Origin of the sequence: Nonomuraea sp. NPDC049028 (assembly GCF_043197735.1) — a bacterium.
Taxonomy (GTDB): domain Bacteria; phylum Actinomycetota; class Actinomycetes; order Streptosporangiales; family Streptosporangiaceae; genus Nonomuraea.
This window is the reverse complement of sequence record NZ_JBICTR010000016.1, coordinates 250,715-266,081: the sequence shown is the minus strand read 5'-3', so window position 1 is coordinate 266,081 and position 15,367 is coordinate 250,715. Positions and strand designations below refer to the sequence as shown.

At 70.7% G+C, this 15,367-nt stretch carries 14 protein-coding genes; 5 read left to right on the top strand and 9 right to left on the bottom strand.

What is annotated here, in order from left to right; translation table 11 throughout:
- Nucleotides 1-38 precede the first annotated feature (38 nt).
- The gene (locus tag ACGFJ2_RS50635) at nucleotides 39-215 is read left to right on the top strand and encodes a hypothetical protein (RefSeq protein WP_357952626.1); all 177 of its coding nucleotides are present in this window, start codon (nucleotides 39-41) and stop codon (nucleotides 213-215) included.
- Between the two features lie 81 nt (nucleotides 216-296).
- Here the strand turns inward: ACGFJ2_RS50635 and ACGFJ2_RS50630 are convergent, their stop codons facing one another.
- Nucleotides 297-857, bottom strand: a complete 561-nt coding sequence (locus ACGFJ2_RS50630) for a TetR/AcrR family transcriptional regulator (protein ID WP_393480978.1) — start codon at nucleotides 855-857, stop codon at nucleotides 297-299.
- An 80-nt stretch (nucleotides 858-937) separates the two neighbouring features.
- Between ACGFJ2_RS50630 and ACGFJ2_RS50625 the strand changes: the two genes are divergently transcribed.
- Nucleotides 938-1,564 (top strand): NAD(P)H-dependent oxidoreductase, encoded by a 627-nt coding sequence (locus ACGFJ2_RS50625; RefSeq protein ID WP_357952628.1) that lies wholly within the window; start codon nucleotides 938-940, stop codon nucleotides 1,562-1,564.
- Nucleotides 1,561-1,875: a DMT family transporter gene (locus ACGFJ2_RS50620; protein ID WP_393480976.1), complete on the top strand. Its 315-nt coding sequence runs from the start codon at nucleotides 1,561-1,563 to the stop codon at nucleotides 1,873-1,875. The genes ACGFJ2_RS50625 and ACGFJ2_RS50620 overlap by 4 nt, the downstream gene beginning before the upstream one ends.
- A 62-nt stretch (nucleotides 1,876-1,937) precedes the next feature.
- Here ACGFJ2_RS50620 and ACGFJ2_RS50615 read toward each other — a convergent pair whose 3' ends face one another.
- On the bottom strand, nucleotides 1,938-2,090 hold the full coding sequence (locus ACGFJ2_RS50615; RefSeq protein WP_357952630.1) for a hypothetical protein: 153 nt from the start codon (nucleotides 2,088-2,090) through the stop codon (nucleotides 1,938-1,940).
- 288 nt (nucleotides 2,091-2,378) lie between these two features.
- On the opposite strand from ACGFJ2_RS50615, the gene ACGFJ2_RS50610 reads away from it, so the two are divergent.
- Nucleotides 2,379-3,665 (top strand): MFS transporter, encoded by a 1,287-nt coding sequence (locus tag ACGFJ2_RS50610; protein ID WP_393480973.1) that lies wholly within the window; start codon nucleotides 2,379-2,381, stop codon nucleotides 3,663-3,665.
- A gap of 24 nt (nucleotides 3,666-3,689) precedes the next feature.
- Here ACGFJ2_RS50610 and ACGFJ2_RS50605 read toward each other — a convergent pair whose 3' ends face one another.
- The 3 genes from ACGFJ2_RS50605 to ACGFJ2_RS50595 form a co-directional block, all read right to left on the bottom strand.
- On the bottom strand, nucleotides 3,690-5,678 hold the full coding sequence (locus ACGFJ2_RS50605) for a zinc ribbon domain-containing protein (protein WP_393480971.1): 1,989 nt from the start codon (nucleotides 5,676-5,678) through the stop codon (nucleotides 3,690-3,692).
- Between the two features lie 288 nt (nucleotides 5,679-5,966).
- The gene (locus ACGFJ2_RS50600; protein ID WP_357952632.1) at nucleotides 5,967-7,760 is read right to left on the bottom strand and encodes a protein kinase; all 1,794 of its coding nucleotides are present in this window, start codon (nucleotides 7,758-7,760) and stop codon (nucleotides 5,967-5,969) included.
- A 186-nt stretch (nucleotides 7,761-7,946) separates the two neighbouring features.
- On the bottom strand, nucleotides 7,947-8,471 hold the full coding sequence (locus tag ACGFJ2_RS50595; protein WP_393480967.1) for an NUDIX hydrolase: 525 nt from the start codon (nucleotides 8,469-8,471) through the stop codon (nucleotides 7,947-7,949).
- Nucleotides 8,472-8,680: 209 nt separating this feature from the next.
- Here ACGFJ2_RS50595 and ACGFJ2_RS50590 point away from each other — a divergent pair, with 209 nt between their 5' ends.
- Nucleotides 8,681-9,835, top strand: coding sequence for an RtcB family protein (locus ACGFJ2_RS50590; RefSeq protein ID WP_357952634.1), 1,155 nt, complete (start codon nucleotides 8,681-8,683; stop codon nucleotides 9,833-9,835).
- A gap of 1 nt (nucleotide 9,836) precedes the next feature.
- On the opposite strand, the gene ACGFJ2_RS50585 is transcribed toward ACGFJ2_RS50590, so the two are convergent.
- The 4 genes from ACGFJ2_RS50585 to glk form a co-directional block, all read right to left on the bottom strand.
- Nucleotides 9,837-10,217: a hypothetical protein gene (locus ACGFJ2_RS50585; RefSeq protein ID WP_393480964.1), complete on the bottom strand. Its 381-nt coding sequence runs from the start codon at nucleotides 10,215-10,217 to the stop codon at nucleotides 9,837-9,839.
- Nucleotides 10,218-10,297: 80 nt separating this feature from the next.
- Nucleotides 10,298-13,288 (bottom strand): BTAD domain-containing putative transcriptional regulator, encoded by a 2,991-nt coding sequence (locus ACGFJ2_RS50580; RefSeq protein ID WP_393480962.1) that lies wholly within the window; start codon nucleotides 13,286-13,288, stop codon nucleotides 10,298-10,300.
- A 428-nt stretch (nucleotides 13,289-13,716) separates the two neighbouring features.
- Entirely contained in the window at nucleotides 13,717-14,328 is a 612-nt protein-coding gene (eda, locus tag ACGFJ2_RS50575; RefSeq protein WP_393480959.1) for a bifunctional 4-hydroxy-2-oxoglutarate aldolase/2-dehydro-3-deoxy-phosphogluconate aldolase, read from the bottom strand.
- Nucleotides 14,325-15,338 (bottom strand): glucokinase, encoded by a 1,014-nt coding sequence (glk, locus tag ACGFJ2_RS50570; RefSeq protein ID WP_393480956.1) that lies wholly within the window; start codon nucleotides 15,336-15,338, stop codon nucleotides 14,325-14,327. Before glk ends, eda begins: the two co-directional genes overlap by 4 nt.
- Between the last annotated feature and the right edge of the window lie 29 nt (nucleotides 15,339-15,367).

Below are 15,367 nucleotides of genomic sequence, written 5' to 3'. Positions count from 1 at the left end.
CACCGCCCCTGGATGCCCGGCCGGCCCATGAAGGCTTGGTGATCTGTTCGCGGGACACCGGAGCGATCGTCGGCCGGGTCAACGTCAACAACATCGTCCGGGGAACGAACCAGAGCGGAACCCTGGGTTATGCCGCCTATGCGTCCACGACTGGTCGCGGCTATATGACCGTGGCCACCGCGCCAGAACAGGAGCCGGTCCGGCGCCCCCGGTGACGAGGCCCCGTGCGAGAAGGCTCCAAGGAGGTCTCCCTGGGGCCGCCCGAGCCGGCTCGCGCGTCCGTGGAAGGCCACGGCTTACGGGGGCTCTGGGGTCAGGATCCTGGTGAGTCTGGCCAGCGCCTGGGTGATCTGCTCCGGGGTGAGGCCGACCACCGCGCGCTGGTAGCCGTACACCTCGGGGGCCAGGGGGGCGAGCAGGAGGTCGACCAGCCCGTCCCGGCTCGGCGTGCCCGCGGCGACCAGGAGTGCGTGCACGTGGGCGCGCCAGAAGCCGTACGCGCCGGTTTCGAAGCGGGAGCGGCCCACCTCCGAGCCGAGCACCAGGTGAGAGTGGTCCTCCAGCAGGCGCACCATGGCGGCGTAGAAGGCGGCCAGCCGCTCGGCGGGTGGCGCGCCCGGGCCCAGGGGGGGCTCGCCGCGCAGCAGGCGTTCTTGCAGGTCCCGCTCGTGCTCATCGAGCAGCGCGACGGCGATCGAGGCCCGGTCCGGATAGCGGCGGTAAAGCGTGCCCCGGCCCACCCCGGCCGCCTTGGCGATGTCCTCCATCGTCACGTCCTGCGGAGACCGCTCCGTGAACAGCAACGCGGCCGCCTCGAGGATCCGTGCCCGGTTGCGCGCGGCGTCGGCTCTCTCCATGCGCCCCATTGTATGTGGACATGCCGTCCGTTTATAGTTAAGTGGACAGTGTGTCCACATATCTGTGATGAGGAGAGAGCATGCTGCTGCACCTGGACGCCAGCGCCCGCCGGGCGTCGTTCTCGCGGAGGCTGTCCGACGTGTACGCCGAGACCTGGCGGGCCGCCCACCCGCAGGCCGGCTACGTCTACCGCGACCTGGCCGCGCAACCCGTGCCGCACATCGGCGAGGCATGGACCGAGCTGTGCGACCACATCCTGCGGCACGAGATCACCGACATCTCGCGCTATCGGGAGGCGGTTCGCACCCCTGCTCAGCGCCGGGCGTGGGCCGTTGTGGAGCCGCTGCTCGACGAGGTGGTCGCGGCCGAGGTGATCCTCATCGGTACGCCGATGTACAACTACTCCATCCCCTCGGCGCTGAAAGCCTGGCTCGACCAGATCACCTTCCCCAAGATGTCGCTCGAAGGACGGTCGTTCGTGGTGACCAGCGCGCGCGGCGGCGCGTACGGTCCGGGCACGCCGCGCGAGCCATACGACCACCAGGAGCGCTACCTGCGCGACTTCTTCAAGGGCCACTTCCGGGTCGAGGACGTGACGTTCATTCACGCGGAGCTGGTCAACGCCCGCCTCGACCCGGCGCTGGCGCACCTGCGCGAGCGGCACGAGGAGTCACTGGCCGCGGCGCTCAAGGAGGCGGCCCGATGAACTGGCTGATCCTGTTGCTGGCCGGGCTGATCGAGGTGGCGTGGTCCCAGAGCATCAAGCCGACGCACAACTTCACCCGGCCGCTGCCCACGCTGATCTGCCTGGTCCTGATGGTCGCCGCCGTCTGGCTGCTGTCCCAGGCCATGAACGCGCTGCCGGTCGGCACCGCGTACGCCGTCTTCACCGGCATCGGCGCCGTCGGCGCGATCACCTTGGGCATCGTCGTCAACGACGACCCGCTGTCGGTGGGCAGGATGGCGGCGCTCGCCCTGATCATCGGCGGCATAGTGCTGGCCCGGGTTACCACCTGAGCCAGAAGGCGAGCGACACGGGAAAGGCGGTCCTGACCTGGTAGGTCGGCTCCGCCGTTGGCTCACAGCAGGCCCTCCCCGGCCCCGGCTCTCTCGGGAGCCCACGGGAACAGGCGGCGCAGCGTCGCCAGGGCGATTTCCTCCGAAGGGACGAACTCCGTCTCCAGGCCGCGGGAGACGTCGTACGTGTGGAGGAGTAGCTCGTCGCAGCCCATGGCGATGAGCTCCCGAGGAGGGGTGCTGGGCCGTACCGCGTCGAGTGGGGTACGTGAAAGCGGTTATGCCTTCGGCGACGAGGCCGCAACAGATGTCGTCCGACACCAGAAAGGCACCATTTGTCGCTAACGATCTGACAAATCCAGTGTTCGCCCCCCGCCAGCCGGGTACGCATGGCGCAAACCGGGTGACGTGTGAGCCGGATCACACTGGGAGTCCCGGTCCGGGCTGAGGAGGCGCAGGTGACGCACGATCACGGGTTACCAGCCGCGGAGCACCAATCCCAGGTGAGAAGAGCGGCGACGGCGAGTGTCGTCGGTACGGCCATCGAGTGGTATGACTTCTTTCTCTATGGCACGGCCGCGGCGACCGTGTTCGCCGACGTCTTCTTCCCCAAGTCCACCCCTTATGCGGGCGTTCTGGCGTCCTTCGCCACGTACGCGGTCGGGTTCGCCGCCCGGCCGGTCGGCGCCGCGATCTTCGGGCACTGGGGCGACCGCATCGGGCGCAAGGCCACGCTCATCATCACCCTTGTCATGATGGGCGTCTCCAGCGCGCTCATCGGCGTGCTGCCCGGCACCGCCACCATCGGCGTGATCGCGCCGATCCTGCTCGTCGTCCTGCGCATCCTGCAAGGGATCGCGGTCGGCGGCGAGTGGAGCGGCTCGGTGCTGCTGTCGATGGAGTGGGGCGACCAGCGCAGGCGCGGCCTGATGGCCAGCTGGCCGCAGGTCGGCGTGCCCATCGGCCTCATACTCGGCACCGGCGCGATGTCGCTGGTGGCTCTCGCGGCCGGCGACTCGTTCAAGGACTGGGGCTGGCGGATTCCGTTCCTGGCCAGCCTGGTGCTGGTCGCCGTGGGTCTCTGGGTGCGGTTGCGGGTCATGGAGACGCCGCTGTTCGCCAAGCTCCTCGAGACCAGGCAGGTGGCCAAGCTGCCGGTGGTCGAGGTACTCAAGAAGCACCCGAAGGAGGTCCTGCTCAGCGCGCTCCTGCGCATCCCGGAGCAGATGCCGTTCTACCTCTACACGACATTCGTGATCACCTACATCACGTCCCCGACCATCGGGATGTCGCGAACGTTCGCCTTCGCCGCCGTCAGCGCCGCGGCGGCCGTCGAGCTCTTCGCGATCCCGTACTTCGGGCATCTCAGCGATCGAATAGGCCGCCGCAGGCTCTACCTCATCGGGGCCGCGCTGCTGGCGGTGATCGCCTTCCCCTACTACGCGCTGCTCAACACCGGCATCGCCGTCGTCATCCTGGTCACGATGATGGTCACGCAGCTCCAGCACTCCATGGAGTACGGTCCGCAGGCGGCGCTCATCGCGGAGAGCTTCCCGACCAGTCTGCGGTACGGGGGCGCCGGGCTGGGATATCAGCTGGCCTCCGTCATCGCGGGTGGACCGGCACCGCTGATCGCCACCTGGCTGCTGCACGACTACGGCTGGCAGGCCATCTCCGTGTTCATGATCATCGGTGCGGTGATCGGCTTGGTCGCGACGTACGCGCTGCCCGATCGGTCGAAGGTCGACATCTCCGACCCCGCCTCGTACAGCACTAATCGAGCGTCTTGAATTCTCTGTGGTTCCCTGAAGGAATCAGGTAACTCGGACGGGCGTGGCCTGGCCTGGGCTGTTCCCGTGCTCGATGAGCGTGAGCACGGGGGTGGCTTTGGCGTGGTGGAAGCCGGTCCGATGGTGAGAATTCCTGGCATGCCCTGTCCGGTACGGCTGGTGCCGTCCCGGCTTGGGTGCATGGCCCGCCGGACGCTGTCCACCGCCGGTGGGCGGTGGGGCGGGCACCGTGCGCCGGTCGGGCACACGGCTGGAGGTCATCGGGTTGTTGCGTGGGTTGGCCTGGGTGCGGGTGGGTCGTTTCGGGGTGGGGCGCCTCTTGGCTCTGTCGCGTGCTGCCGGGCGGGGGTGCAGGTCTGTTCGGGTGCGGCGGGCGCGGCGGGCCGCCCGGGTGGGCCTGCGCGTTGATCGGGCGCGGGCGACGTTGCCTTCCACGATGGTGGTTATGGTGCGCGCCCCGGTGGAACGGTGGGTGCGGGTGGCGTGTTGGCCGAGTAGGCCGCGGGAGACGATCCGCTCGGCCGCTGCCCAGTCCCGGTCACAGGACAGGCCGCAGGCCGGGCAGTAAGCCCACCTCCAGCCCCGCTCGGCGAGCCGGTCCGGGGCCGGGCAATGCTGGAGCACCGACGTGCCCTCCCCGCACCGGGGGCAGTACCGGGAAGTGCCACGCGCCGGAACCGTGACCACCGCGATGGCGTACTTGGCGGCCAGATGTCGGATCGCCTTGACGATCCGCCCGCGCACCTGCCCCGACAGGCGCGCGTTCGCCCTGGCCCGGCGTCCGCGCGCCTCCAGGGTGGCCAGGTCCTCCAGATAGATGACCGTCGCCCCTGCGGCGGCGGCCTGGTCGACCGCCCACCGCGCCGCCGACCAGGTCAGTGCCTTGTTCAGGTTGCGGATACGGGCGCACAGCCGCTCATGCTCGACCCCGAGAGCCCGGCAGGCCGCGCTCAACGTGGCGCGGCGGGGATCGGCGACGGTCATCCAGGCCAGGAGTCGTTGTTGATGCTTTATCTTGGCGGCCAGGTGTTCACGCTCGGCCCGCAGCCGGTGCAGCTTGGCCGACACACCGCTCGCGTCGTAGACGAACGGCCGCCCATCACTGATCACCCGGTCATCGGCCAACTCCGCTGCCACGCCGGTCAGTAGCCCGTTGAGGCCCCAGTCGAACCCGCACCCGACCCGATGACCGGTAGCGGGCGCGAAGCCGACCGGGATCTGAAACGGCAGATCGATCCGCACCCGCCCCTTGACCACCCGCACGGTAGGGGCGCACAACGCCGCCTCCGCCGGCACCGTCGGCGGCAGCGCGACTGGCAGCACATGCCACGCCCAAGTCCGACCGGACGCGGGGAATTCGACCAGGGGAAGCTTTACCCGCAGCCGGGCACTGTGGTGGCCGGTGCGCTCCAGGGTGAGCAGTTGCCGGTCGGCCGCCGCCAGCACGACCTGCGCCGCAACGTTCGGCGGCTCCTCCAGTTCGGTCAGATCGGCCGGGAACGCGCCATGCGCGTCGAGGTAGGCGCGAACCTGCCGGGTCCGGTTCCGGATGTCGGCCGCCGTCACCCCGTCCGGCAGCAGCGCACGCAGCGCCTCCCACTCGGCGCCCGTACGTGCACCCGTATCCTGCGGCCAGGTGGCCACGATCGCCGCCACCAGGCGGCGCCGGTGCAAGGCCAGCCGCAACAGGCGGGCGGCCTGCTCTTGGGCGCACCGCAGCACCCGATCGCACACATGTACGCCCGAGGGCGGGCTCGCGGCCCAGCCGAGCCTGCGCAGCGCCATCCAGCCCTTCGACGGCAACACCCGCCCGTCCAACCCAACCCCGCCGGTCAGCCCATCCAGATCAGCCAGATTCCACCGGGTCACCACCAAACGGGCGGTCACATCGCGCGCCAGGCCGCTCAGCCAGGCCACCCGCCGCACCAGCAGCGCCTGCGCGACGACCTCACCAGTCGCCTCCACCACCGCCGCGTAAGCGGTGCAGGAGGCCGTCGCGGTGAGCTTACTCACCCACCGCCCCCCTCAGCTCACGGGTGACCAGGCGACATCGACGCGTGCACCGCACGACCTGGAGCCCAACCTGCACCCGCCCACTCCCCGCAACAACGATGTGTGATCGTAACGCTACCAAGAGTTGACGCCTTTGGGTAGAACACGTGAGCGATACACGCCCGCCGGACACCGATCCATCCCGCGGATCACCTTCCACCGGCACAGCACGGACCACGACCCCAGAGCAGAATCCCAGGTTTTCCTAGCGAATATGAAGAACGGTTCATACCCTGACCCGCATCCCGTCTAATCGAGCCTGACCCGCACTCCGGTGCTCAGGCCGGAGTCATGCAGCTCCAGTCCCGCGGGCTGGGCCTCCTTCGGCAGCTCGAACAGCAGCGCGCCGCTGAAGGACTGGCCCGGCCCGATGCGGACCGGCGTTACCTCGGCGCCCGCCTTGTCGAGCAGCTTGGTGCCGCCGTGTAACGCGTCGTCCTCGTCCAGCAGTTTCTGCTGGCCGGGGTAGAGGACCCTGGCCTCCTGGCCGATGTTGTTGACCTTGAGGCTCACCTGGCAGGTGCGCTGCTTCGCGCCCTTGGCCGGTTTGGGGCACTTGGTGCCCGTCACCGCGAACTTCAGCTTCCCGTCCTGCGCCGGGCTGTCCGCGCCGACCGGGTCGGGGGACCTGAGCGCCCACGCCAGTACGGCCAGCAGCAGCACCAACAGCACGATGGCCACCACGATGGCGGTCACGCAGCCGGTGAACACGCTCCTCTTCCGCTTGACCGGGAACGCCACCGGGCCCCTCGGCCCAGGCGGCAGTGGCGCTTGCCCTGTCTGATGGGCGGAAAGCGGCACTTGTCCCGTCTGATGAGCGGAGAGTGGCACCTGTCCCGTCTGGAGGGATGGCGGTCCCTGGCTCGCCGGACCAGGAGGCGGCGATGCCTGGCGGGGCGATGCCTGATGGGGTGGCGCCTGGCGAGGAGGTGACTGGCGGGGCGGCGGCGGGGGCGGCGCCTGGGCGGGCGGGTGTGGTGCCGGCCCGCGTCCCGGCAGCGGCCCCATACCGGTCTGCTGGTGCGCCTGAGGCTGAGGCTGGTGAGACGACGGCTGGTGGGCCGACGGCTGGTGGCCCTGCGGCGGCGGGGTCCAGCCCGGCGGCGCCTGGCGTACCTGCGGATTGTTCGGGAACTCGGCCAGCGGCGGGAACTCCGACGGGTTCCACGAGCTGGTGAGATGGCGGGTCGCGGCGAGCTGGGCGGCCGGCTCGTCGGCCGCGCCCACGAGTTCGAGCAGGAGCTGCTTGGCCGCCGGTCGGCGCGCGGGGTCGGGGTGGATGGCCGCGGCCACCAGCCGGTCGAGCGGCGCGGGCAGACCGCGCAGGTCCGGCGGGGCGGTGCGGGCGCGCGCCGCCATGACGTAGGCGTCGCCCTCGCCGAACGGATGGCCGCCGAGCCCGGCGTAGGCGATCAGCGATCCCCAGGCGAACACGTCGCCCGCCGGGCTGGTGCGGCCCTCGAAGACCTGCTCGGGAGCGATCCAGCCGGGCGTGCCCATCACCATGCCCGCGTTGGTGTGGCGGGTGGAGACGTGGGACGAGCGGGCCAGCCCGAAGTCGATCACTCGCGGGCCGCCCAGCGTCAGCATCACGTTGGCGGGCTTGAGGTCGCGGTGCACCAGGCCGACGGCGTGGATCGCGGTCAGCGCCGCCGCCACGCCCACGGCCGCCGAGTGCAGCACGGACGGTGTCAGCGGGCCGTGCTCGATCAGGTGGTTCTCGAGGGAGATGCCCTCGATGTACTCGGTGACGAGGTAGAGGACCCCGTCGTGCTCGCCGTGGTCGAGGACGCGGGCCGTGCAGAACGAGGCGACCTTGCGGGCGTTGGACACCTCTTCGTGGAAGCGCGCCCGGTAGACCGGGTCCATGGTGTAATCGCGGCGGATCGCCTTGAGCGCGACCTGTACGCCGTCGGCGGCCTTGGCCAGGTAGACGGTGCCCATGCCGCCCGAGCCGAGGCGGCTGATCAGCTCATAGGGGCCGATCGCCGACGGGTCTTCCGGCGTCAGCGGAGTGCCTGCGGAGCGCCCCTGCTGCCCCAACGTCGCTTTCCTCTCGCCTTCGTTGCCGTGTTGCCTCAACCGACCAGATCCTCCGCCCGGCATGCCCGTTCCCCAAGACTCTAACGGAGGAACGGGTCACCCGGTGGCCACTGAGTTTGGACGGGTTTGGGGCTCGCCTCCCAGTCCGCACGGCACGTGGCCGCCCGGCCGCGCGAGAGGCACCATTCACCCCTCGATGAGGAGGTAGAGCAGCGCGTTCATGGTGGTGCCGCAGACGATGTCGCGCTTGTCGATCAGGCGGCGGACGTCGGTGAGCGGGACCCACTCGATGCGCTCGGCCTCCCAGGGTTCCGCGGGCGGCCCGATGTGCCGGGCGCCGTCGGCGCGGAAGACGTGCTGCGCGGAGTCGGAGATGCCGTTGGACGGCTGGGTGTAGAGCAGCGGTCGCAAGGGGCCGGGGCGCCAGCCGGTCTCCTCCTCGACCTCGCGGGCGGCGGCCACGATCGGCTCCTCGCCCTCCTCGATCCGGCCGGTCGGGATCTCCCAGCCCCACGTGTCGGTGATGAAGCGATGCCGCCAGATCAGCAGTACGCGGCCCTGATCGTCGGTGACGACGGCTCCGGCTCCCGACGCCGTACGGATGAGGCGATGGTCGAGATGCCTGCCGTCCGGAAGCTCCACGTCGGCCACGCGGACATCGAGCCAGCGGTCGGTGTAGAGGGGCTCTTCGGAGTGGACCTGCCAGCGCATGCGGCTGCTCCCAGCGTGGACGCCTGAACCGGCACCACGCTACAAGGCGATGCCCGCCTGAACCGGCACCACGTTACAAGGCGATGCCCGCCTGAACCGGCACCACGCGAAGCGCACGCCACTCCACAAATCCGGAATTCGGTAAAATGAGTGGGAAATGCCTCCTGGTCTCGCCAAACTGATCACGAACCAGCGAGGAGACCTATCCCATGCCGAACCAGCCCGCACCGAACCTGTTGTCGTGGGCCAGCGAGATCGATGAAGGCGCGATCACGCAGGCCGCTCGTGCTGCCCGCCTGCCATTCGTCTCCGGGCACGTCGCGCTCATGCCCGACGCCCATGTCGGCATCGGCGCCACGGTCGGCTCGGTCATTCCCACCGAGAACGCGATCATCCCCGCCGCCGTCGGCGTGGACATCGGCTGCGGCATGGTCGCCACCGAGACGACGCTGACGGCCGCGGACCTGCCCGACACCCTCGCCGCCCTGATGCCGATGGTGGAGCACCGCATCCCGGCCGGCGTCGGAAAGGGCCATGACGACCCGTCGATGGACCGTGCCCTCAGCGATCTCGGCCTGCCGCACACCGATCTCAACCCGAAGCAGACCAAGAAGGTGTCCGACCAGTTCGGCACCCTCGGCTCCGGCAACCATTTCGTCGAGGTCTGCCTGGACGAGCGCGATCGGGTCTGGACGGTGCTGCACTCGGGTTCGCGCGGCATCGGCAACCAGCTCGCCCAGACGCACATCACGGGCGCGAAGAAGCTGATGAAGAAGCAGGAGATCGGCCTGGAGGACCCGGATCTGGCCTACCTCGTGCAGAGCACGCCGGAGTTCACCGCGTACATCGAGGACATGCTGTGGGCCCAGCGCTACGCCATGGCCTCCCGTGCCCGGATGGACAAGGTCCTGGTCAACGCCCTGTTCCGGGTCGCGGGCCAGGGTGAGCGGGTTCGTACGATCAACTGTCACCACAACTTCACCCAGCAGGAGACGCACTACGGCAAGTCCCTGTGGATCACCCGTAAGGGAGCCATCAAGGCCGACACCGGTGACGAAGGCGTGATCCCCGGTTCGATGGGCACCCGCTCGTACATCGTGCGCGGCCGGGGGAATCCCGAGTCGTACAACTCCTGCTCGCACGGGGCGGGCCGCCGCATGTCCCGTACGAAGGCGAAACGGGAGCTGTCCGCGGCCTCCCTGACCGCGGCGATGAGCGGCCGGACCTGGAACGCGGACCGGGCCGCCGCGCTGGTCGACGAGCATCCCGAGGCCTACAAGTCCATCGACCAGGTGATGGCGGACCAGAAGGATCTGGTGGCGGTTCAGCACACCCTCCGCCAGATCTTCAACTACAAAGGGTGACTCACCCCCGCGCCCTGGCGACCAGCGAGGTCGCCAGGGCCGCGATCAGCGGGATGAGCGTGAGGCCGACCAGGTACAGCAGGCCGACCGGCCAGAGACCCTGGCCACCTTCCCGCAGTTCCCTGACCACGCCCGACGCGAAGTAGACGTAGAACGGAGCGGCGGCGAGCAGGCCCCACAGGAGGCCCACCTGAGGGGCGAACCACCCGGCCAGACCGGCCAGGACCGCCAGGACGAGGAACGCGGGCAGCAGGAAGGGCGAGTCGAAGAACTCACGCGGGGCCTCGGCGGACACCATGGGCGCGGTGGCGACGCAGAGCGCCACGGCGACGGCTCCCACGACGACGAGGACCAGGGCCCACACAAGGACGGAACGGGTCATGAGACTCCCCAAGACGAGGTGTGAAGGCCATCCTGATCGGCGACGGACCTTCCCACCATCCGCCGTGATACTCATCCGGCCTAGGTAGATCCCGTGAGCGCGGTCGCCTCACTATGGGCGGCGGCGGCCGCCGTGAGGTCGCCGGCGGCGGTGTAGGCCTCCGCGAGGTCGGCCAGCGCGCCCGCCAGGAACTCCTGCCACCCCCGAGTACGCCAGAGCCTGACCGACTCCTCCAGATGGGCGACCGCCTCGTCGATCCTGCCCTCCGCCAGGTCCACGCCGCCGAGCACCCAGAGCGCGTCGGCCTGGTGGTGGGCCAGACGGTGTGAGCGGCTCAGCATCTCGGCCGCCTCGGCCGCGGGCCGCGCCCTTGGATCGTGGTGCCCGGCGTACAGCCGGGCCAGGGCGACCAGGCCCATCGCCTCCAGCAGCGGATCGCGGATCTGGCGGTAGATGGCCAGGGCCCTGACCAGGTACTCCAGCCCGGCGTCGAACTCCTGCGCATGGGCGTGCGCCAGGCCCAGGAACTGCAGTGTCGTCGCCTCGAAGCGCGGATTGCCGAGCTTCTCGGCCAGCTCCAGGCCCCGCAGCAGGTGCACGATGGCCATCTTGATGTCGCGCGTCCCGTACGCCACCGCCATGCACACCAGCGCCCTGGCCTGCCCGCTCTGGTGGCCGCTGCTCTCGGCCAGGCTCAAGGCGATCTGCCCGGACCGCAGGCCCTCCGCCATGTCGCCTCTGGCCGCCTCGCCCCAGGCCCGCAGCACGTACGCGTCGGACAGCCCGCGCTCCTCACCCAGTTCGGAGAACAGGGTGATCAGCCGCTCGGCCCCCTCGTACTGCGCGGCCATGGCCTCGCCGCCCGTCTCCATCCACGTGGTGGCGTGCATGAGCCCGCGCCGGATCACCGCCTCCCCGAGCCGGTTGCCTGTCGCGAGGCAGACCTCCAGGACGCGCTCGTGCAGCCCGCGCCAGTCGTCGAACTGCCCGCACACGTCGAAGTAGCGCTCCACGCAGCAGGCGGTGTCCCAGGCGACCTCGGCCAGGCCCAGCGAGCACGCCTGGCGGATCGCCGCGATCAGCGCCGTCCGCTCGGTGTCGAACCAGGCCATCGGATCCTGTACGGCTGGACCGTCCCAGGGGGCGCCGTCGGGGGAGTTCCAGCGCGGGGCGGTGCCGTGGATGATGGCCGAGGAGGTGCCCGGCACGCGCTCGGTGGCGCGTTCGGCCAGCGCGAGCCAGGCGCCGAAGGCCCTGCTCAGGGCCGCGGCCACGGCCTCCGGCTCGTCCTCGAGCTCACCGCGCTCGCGGGCGTAGAGGCGGACGAGGTCGTGGAAGCGGTAGCGCGGCTGGCCCGCCGCGTCCATCCCGCTGAACAGCACCAGCTGCGTGTCCACCAGCGTCTCGACCAGCTCCTCGCCGGCCGCCACGGGAAGGTCGAGCAGCGCCCCGGCCACCCAGCCCGCGAAGTCGGGCACGTCCAGCGAGCCGAGCAGCCGGAACGCCCGGCGCGCGTCGGGATCCAGCCCCACATAGCTGAGCGCCAGGCTGGCCCGGACGGCCAGGTCGCCGGTGGTGAACTGGTCCAGCCGCCGCCGCTCGTCGGTGAGCTGCCCGGCCAGGCGGGTCAGCGGCCAGTGCGGCCGGGCTACGAGGCGGGCGCCCGCCACCCGGACGGCCAGGGGTATGCCGTCCGACAGCCGGACGAGCTCGGCCGCCGCCTCCGGCTCGGCGGCCACCCGGTCGGCCCCGACGATCCGGGAGAGCAGTTGCACGCCCTGCTCGGGGTGGAGCACCGAGAGCTCGACCACCGCCGCGCCGGACAGGCCGGTCAGCCGGGTCCTGCTGGTGATGATGACGGCGCAGCCGGACGTACCGGGGAACAGCGGGCGAACCTGCTGCTCCGAGGCGGCGTTGTCGAGCACGATGAGCATCCGGCGCTCCGCCAGCCGGCTTCTGAAGACGGCGGCCCGCTCCTCAAGGGTTTCCGGCAGGGTGGGCCGCGGCACGCCGAGCGCGGTGAGGAAGGCCGCGAGCACCTGCGCGGGATCGGCGGGGGAGGACTCGGCGCCGTGCAGGTTGGTGTGCAGCTGCCCGTCGGGGTAGTGCTGGGCGATCAGATGGGCCGCGTGTACGGCCAGCGTCGTCTTGCCGACCCCGCCCATCCCCGCGATGACGTACACGCGCATGGGCCCCGGTCCCGGGGGTGGGCCGTCGCCGAGGAGGTCCGTCAGTTCGGCGAGCTGCTCGCTCCGTCCGGTGAAGTCGGAGATGTCGGCCGGCAACTGGGCGGGGGAGCGAAGGGAGGGGTCGTCCGGCGGTACGGTCGCGGACTCGACGGGCAGGGTGCCCGTGAGGATGGCCTGGTGCAGGCGCCGGAGCTCGGCGCCGGGATCGAGGCCGAGCTCGGCGGCGAAGACCCGGCGGGCGTCGCGGTAGGTGGCCAGCGCCTCCGCCTGGCGGCCCGACCTGGCCAGGGCGAGCATGAGCTGCCAGCGCGGCCGTTCCCGCAGGGGATGCTCGCCGACCAGCCCGGTCAGCTCGGCGACGAGCGCGGCGTGCATCCCGCGGGCCAGGTCCGCCTCGATCCGGTTCTCCAGCGCGATGAGCCGCTCCTCCTCCAGGCGGTGCGCGTGGTCGCTGAGCCCGACGGTCAGGTTCAGCTCCGCGTACGCCGGACCGCGCCACAGGTCCAGCGCCTGCTTGAGCAGTTCGGCGGCCCGTTCGTGCTCGCCGGCGGACAGGGCGCTCCTGCCCTGTTCGGCCAGCTCCTCGAACCTGTCCGCGTCGAGCTCGCCCGGATGGAGGGTGAGTACGTAGCCCGCGGCGGTGCGGGTGATCCGGTCGTGGCCCAGCGTCCTGCGGAGCTGGTGCACGTAGAGCCGGAGGTTGTCCGGCGCGGTGCGGGGCTGGCTCTGGCCCCAGAGCGCCTGGATGAGCGTGGCGGGGGAGACGGGGCGCCCCGGTCGGCAGAGGAGTTCGGCGAGCAGGGCACGCTGTTTTCCGGCGCCGAGTGGTAAGGACTGGGCATCGGCCGAGATGTCAAGCGGCCCCAGAACGGCGAACTCCATCGCGCCCCCGGACAAGGCTAAAGTGCACAAAGAAGATCAAAGTCGCTTAAATGTGCACGATGGTTCTTTTCCCGTCAACCCATGCAACGCCAACATCGACGGAAGCCTTTATGACGGCTCCCGCCGATGTCAAGCCCGATTGTCAGCCGAAGGCGGCGGGCACGGCGAGGAAGAAGTTCAGGGCGATGGAGTCGCGGGTTCCCTTCCGGAAATCAGCTGCGGCTGCTGAAGGGGTCGTAGGTGTAGCGAGGAGTGATCACTATGCTCTCCGAGTAGGCACCGGGCGTCAGTGGCGGGGCGACGGAGAGCGGTGGCCCCCAAGGCTTCTTGAACACCGTCCACCTCCGCTGCGACGCGAAAAGCCAGTCAGGCTCAGGCTGCTCAGCGGCCGTATAGGTGCCGTATAGAACGCGTTGGGGGCGGGTGCCTCAGCGGAGGGCGGCGGCCTCGGAGGCCAGCTTCTCCACCCGGCCCCAGTCGCCCGCGGCCAGGGCGTCGGCCGGGGTCAGCCAGGTGCCGCCGACGCAGCCGACGTTCGGCAGCGCGAGGTAGTCGGGCGCGGTGGCCGGCCTGATGCCGCCCGTGGGGCAGAACCGCACATCCGGCAGCGGCGCCGACAGCGCCTTCAGGTACGCCACGCCGCCCGCGGGCTCCGCGGGGAAGAACTTCAGCTCCTTCAGCCCCCGCTCGGCCAGCGCCATCGCCTCGGAGGCGGTCGCCGCGCCCGGCAGGTACGGCAGCCCGCTCGCGTCCAGCGCGTCGGCCAGGGTCAGCGTCGTCCCGGGCGAGACCAGGAACTTCGCCCCAGCCGCCAAAGACGCCGCAATATCATCAGAAGTCCGGATTGTTCCGGCACCGACCGTGGCCTCCGGCACCTCGGCGGCGATCCTGGCGATGGCCTCCAGCGCGCCCGCCGTACGCAGGGTCACCTCGATGACCGGCAGGCCGCCCGCGAGGAGCGCCCGCGTCAGCGGCACGGCCGTCTCCACGTCGTCGATCACCACGACCGGGATGACGGGGGCGAGATCGAGCAGGCTCATGAAAGTTCTCTCCTCAATGGGTACAGCTCATTTACTCGGCCGCCCGAGGGCAGCCGCTCTCCTGCGGCGCGCTGCGCCAGCCAGGCGGCGGCGCCCGTCAGCGCCGGTTGCGGGGCGACGATGAGCGTGGTCGCGATGGCCGACAGGTAGCCGGCCATGTCCGGGTTGTCGGCGAACCTGGCTCGGAAGTCGCTGGTACGCACGCGCTCCACGATACGGGGCAGCACTCCGCCGCCGAGATAGACGCCACCCCGGGCGCCGAGGGTCAGCGCCACGTTCCCGGCGAAACTCCCCAGCATCCCGCAGAACACCTCGACCGTCTCCGCGCACAGCGAGTCGTCCAGCCGCGCCACGATGTCCGCCGACGACAGGCGAGGCGCGTCGACGCCGTTGACCTCGGCGAGGGCCCGGTGCAGCACCACCAGGCCGGGGCCCGACAGCACATGCTCGGCCACCACGTGGTCCAGGCCCCTGGCGCGGAGCACGCGGACGATCTCCCGCTCCCGGTCGTCGCGCACCGGTATCGTGACGTGCCCGCCCTCGCCGGAGACCGGCGTCCAGCCGCCGTCGGTGGGCACCAGCCCGGCGACGCCGAGCCCGGTGCCGGGCCCGAGCACGGCCTTGACGCCGTGGGCGGGTTCCGGGCCGCCCAGGGACGCCAGGTCGCTGGCCTCCAGACGGGGCAGCGAGACGGCCAGCGCCTCGAAGTCGTTCAGCATCATCGTGTACGGCAGGCCGAGGTCGCTCGCCGAGCCGCTCCAGGCCGAGTTCGTCAGCGCGTAGCGCTCGCCCTCGACGGGTCCGGCCACGGCCAGGCACGCCGCTCCCGGCCGCACTCCGCCCGCGTGCTGCGCGAGGTAGGCGGCTACGGCTTCCGGGAGAGTGGCGTAGTCGGCCCCCGCCAGGACCGCGACGTGCGACGGCCGCGCTCCCGGCGAGGTGACCAGCCCGAACCGGGCGTTGGTGCCGCCGATGTCGGCGACCAGCCACGGCAGATCGAACGCGCTCACGACGGCTCGCCGACGCGCCGCGGAGAACT

Bases quoted from the DNA above. Each gene is read 5' to 3' on its own strand.
- ACGFJ2_RS50630 (WP_393480978.1), bottom strand. From the start codon at position 857: ATGGAGAGAGCCGACGCCGCGCGCAACCGGGCACGGATCCTCGAGGCG.
- ACGFJ2_RS50625 (WP_357952628.1), top strand. From the start codon at position 938: ATGCTGCTGCACCTGGACGCCAGCGCCCGCCGGGCGTCGTTCTCGCGG.
- ACGFJ2_RS50620 (WP_393480976.1), top strand. From the start codon at position 1,561: ATGAACTGGCTGATCCTGTTGCTGGCCGGGCTGATCGAGGTGGCGTGG.
- ACGFJ2_RS50615 (WP_357952630.1), bottom strand. From the start codon at position 2,090: ATGGGCTGCGACGAGCTACTCCTCCACACGTACGACGTCTCCCGCGGC.
- ACGFJ2_RS50595 (WP_393480967.1), bottom strand. From the start codon at position 8,471: ATGCGCTGGCAGGTCCACTCCGAAGAGCCCCTCTACACCGACCGCTGG.
- ACGFJ2_RS50590 (WP_357952634.1), top strand. From the start codon at position 8,681: ATGCCGAACCAGCCCGCACCGAACCTGTTGTCGTGGGCCAGCGAGATC.
- ACGFJ2_RS50585 (WP_393480964.1), bottom strand. From the start codon at position 10,217: ATGACCCGTTCCGTCCTTGTGTGGGCCCTGGTCCTCGTCGTCGTGGGA.
- ACGFJ2_RS50580 (WP_393480962.1), bottom strand. From the start codon at position 13,288: ATGGAGTTCGCCGTTCTGGGGCCGCTTGACATCTCGGCCGATGCCCAG.
- eda (WP_393480959.1), bottom strand. From the start codon at position 14,328: ATGAGCCTGCTCGATCTCGCCCCCGTCATCCCGGTCGTGGTGATCGAC.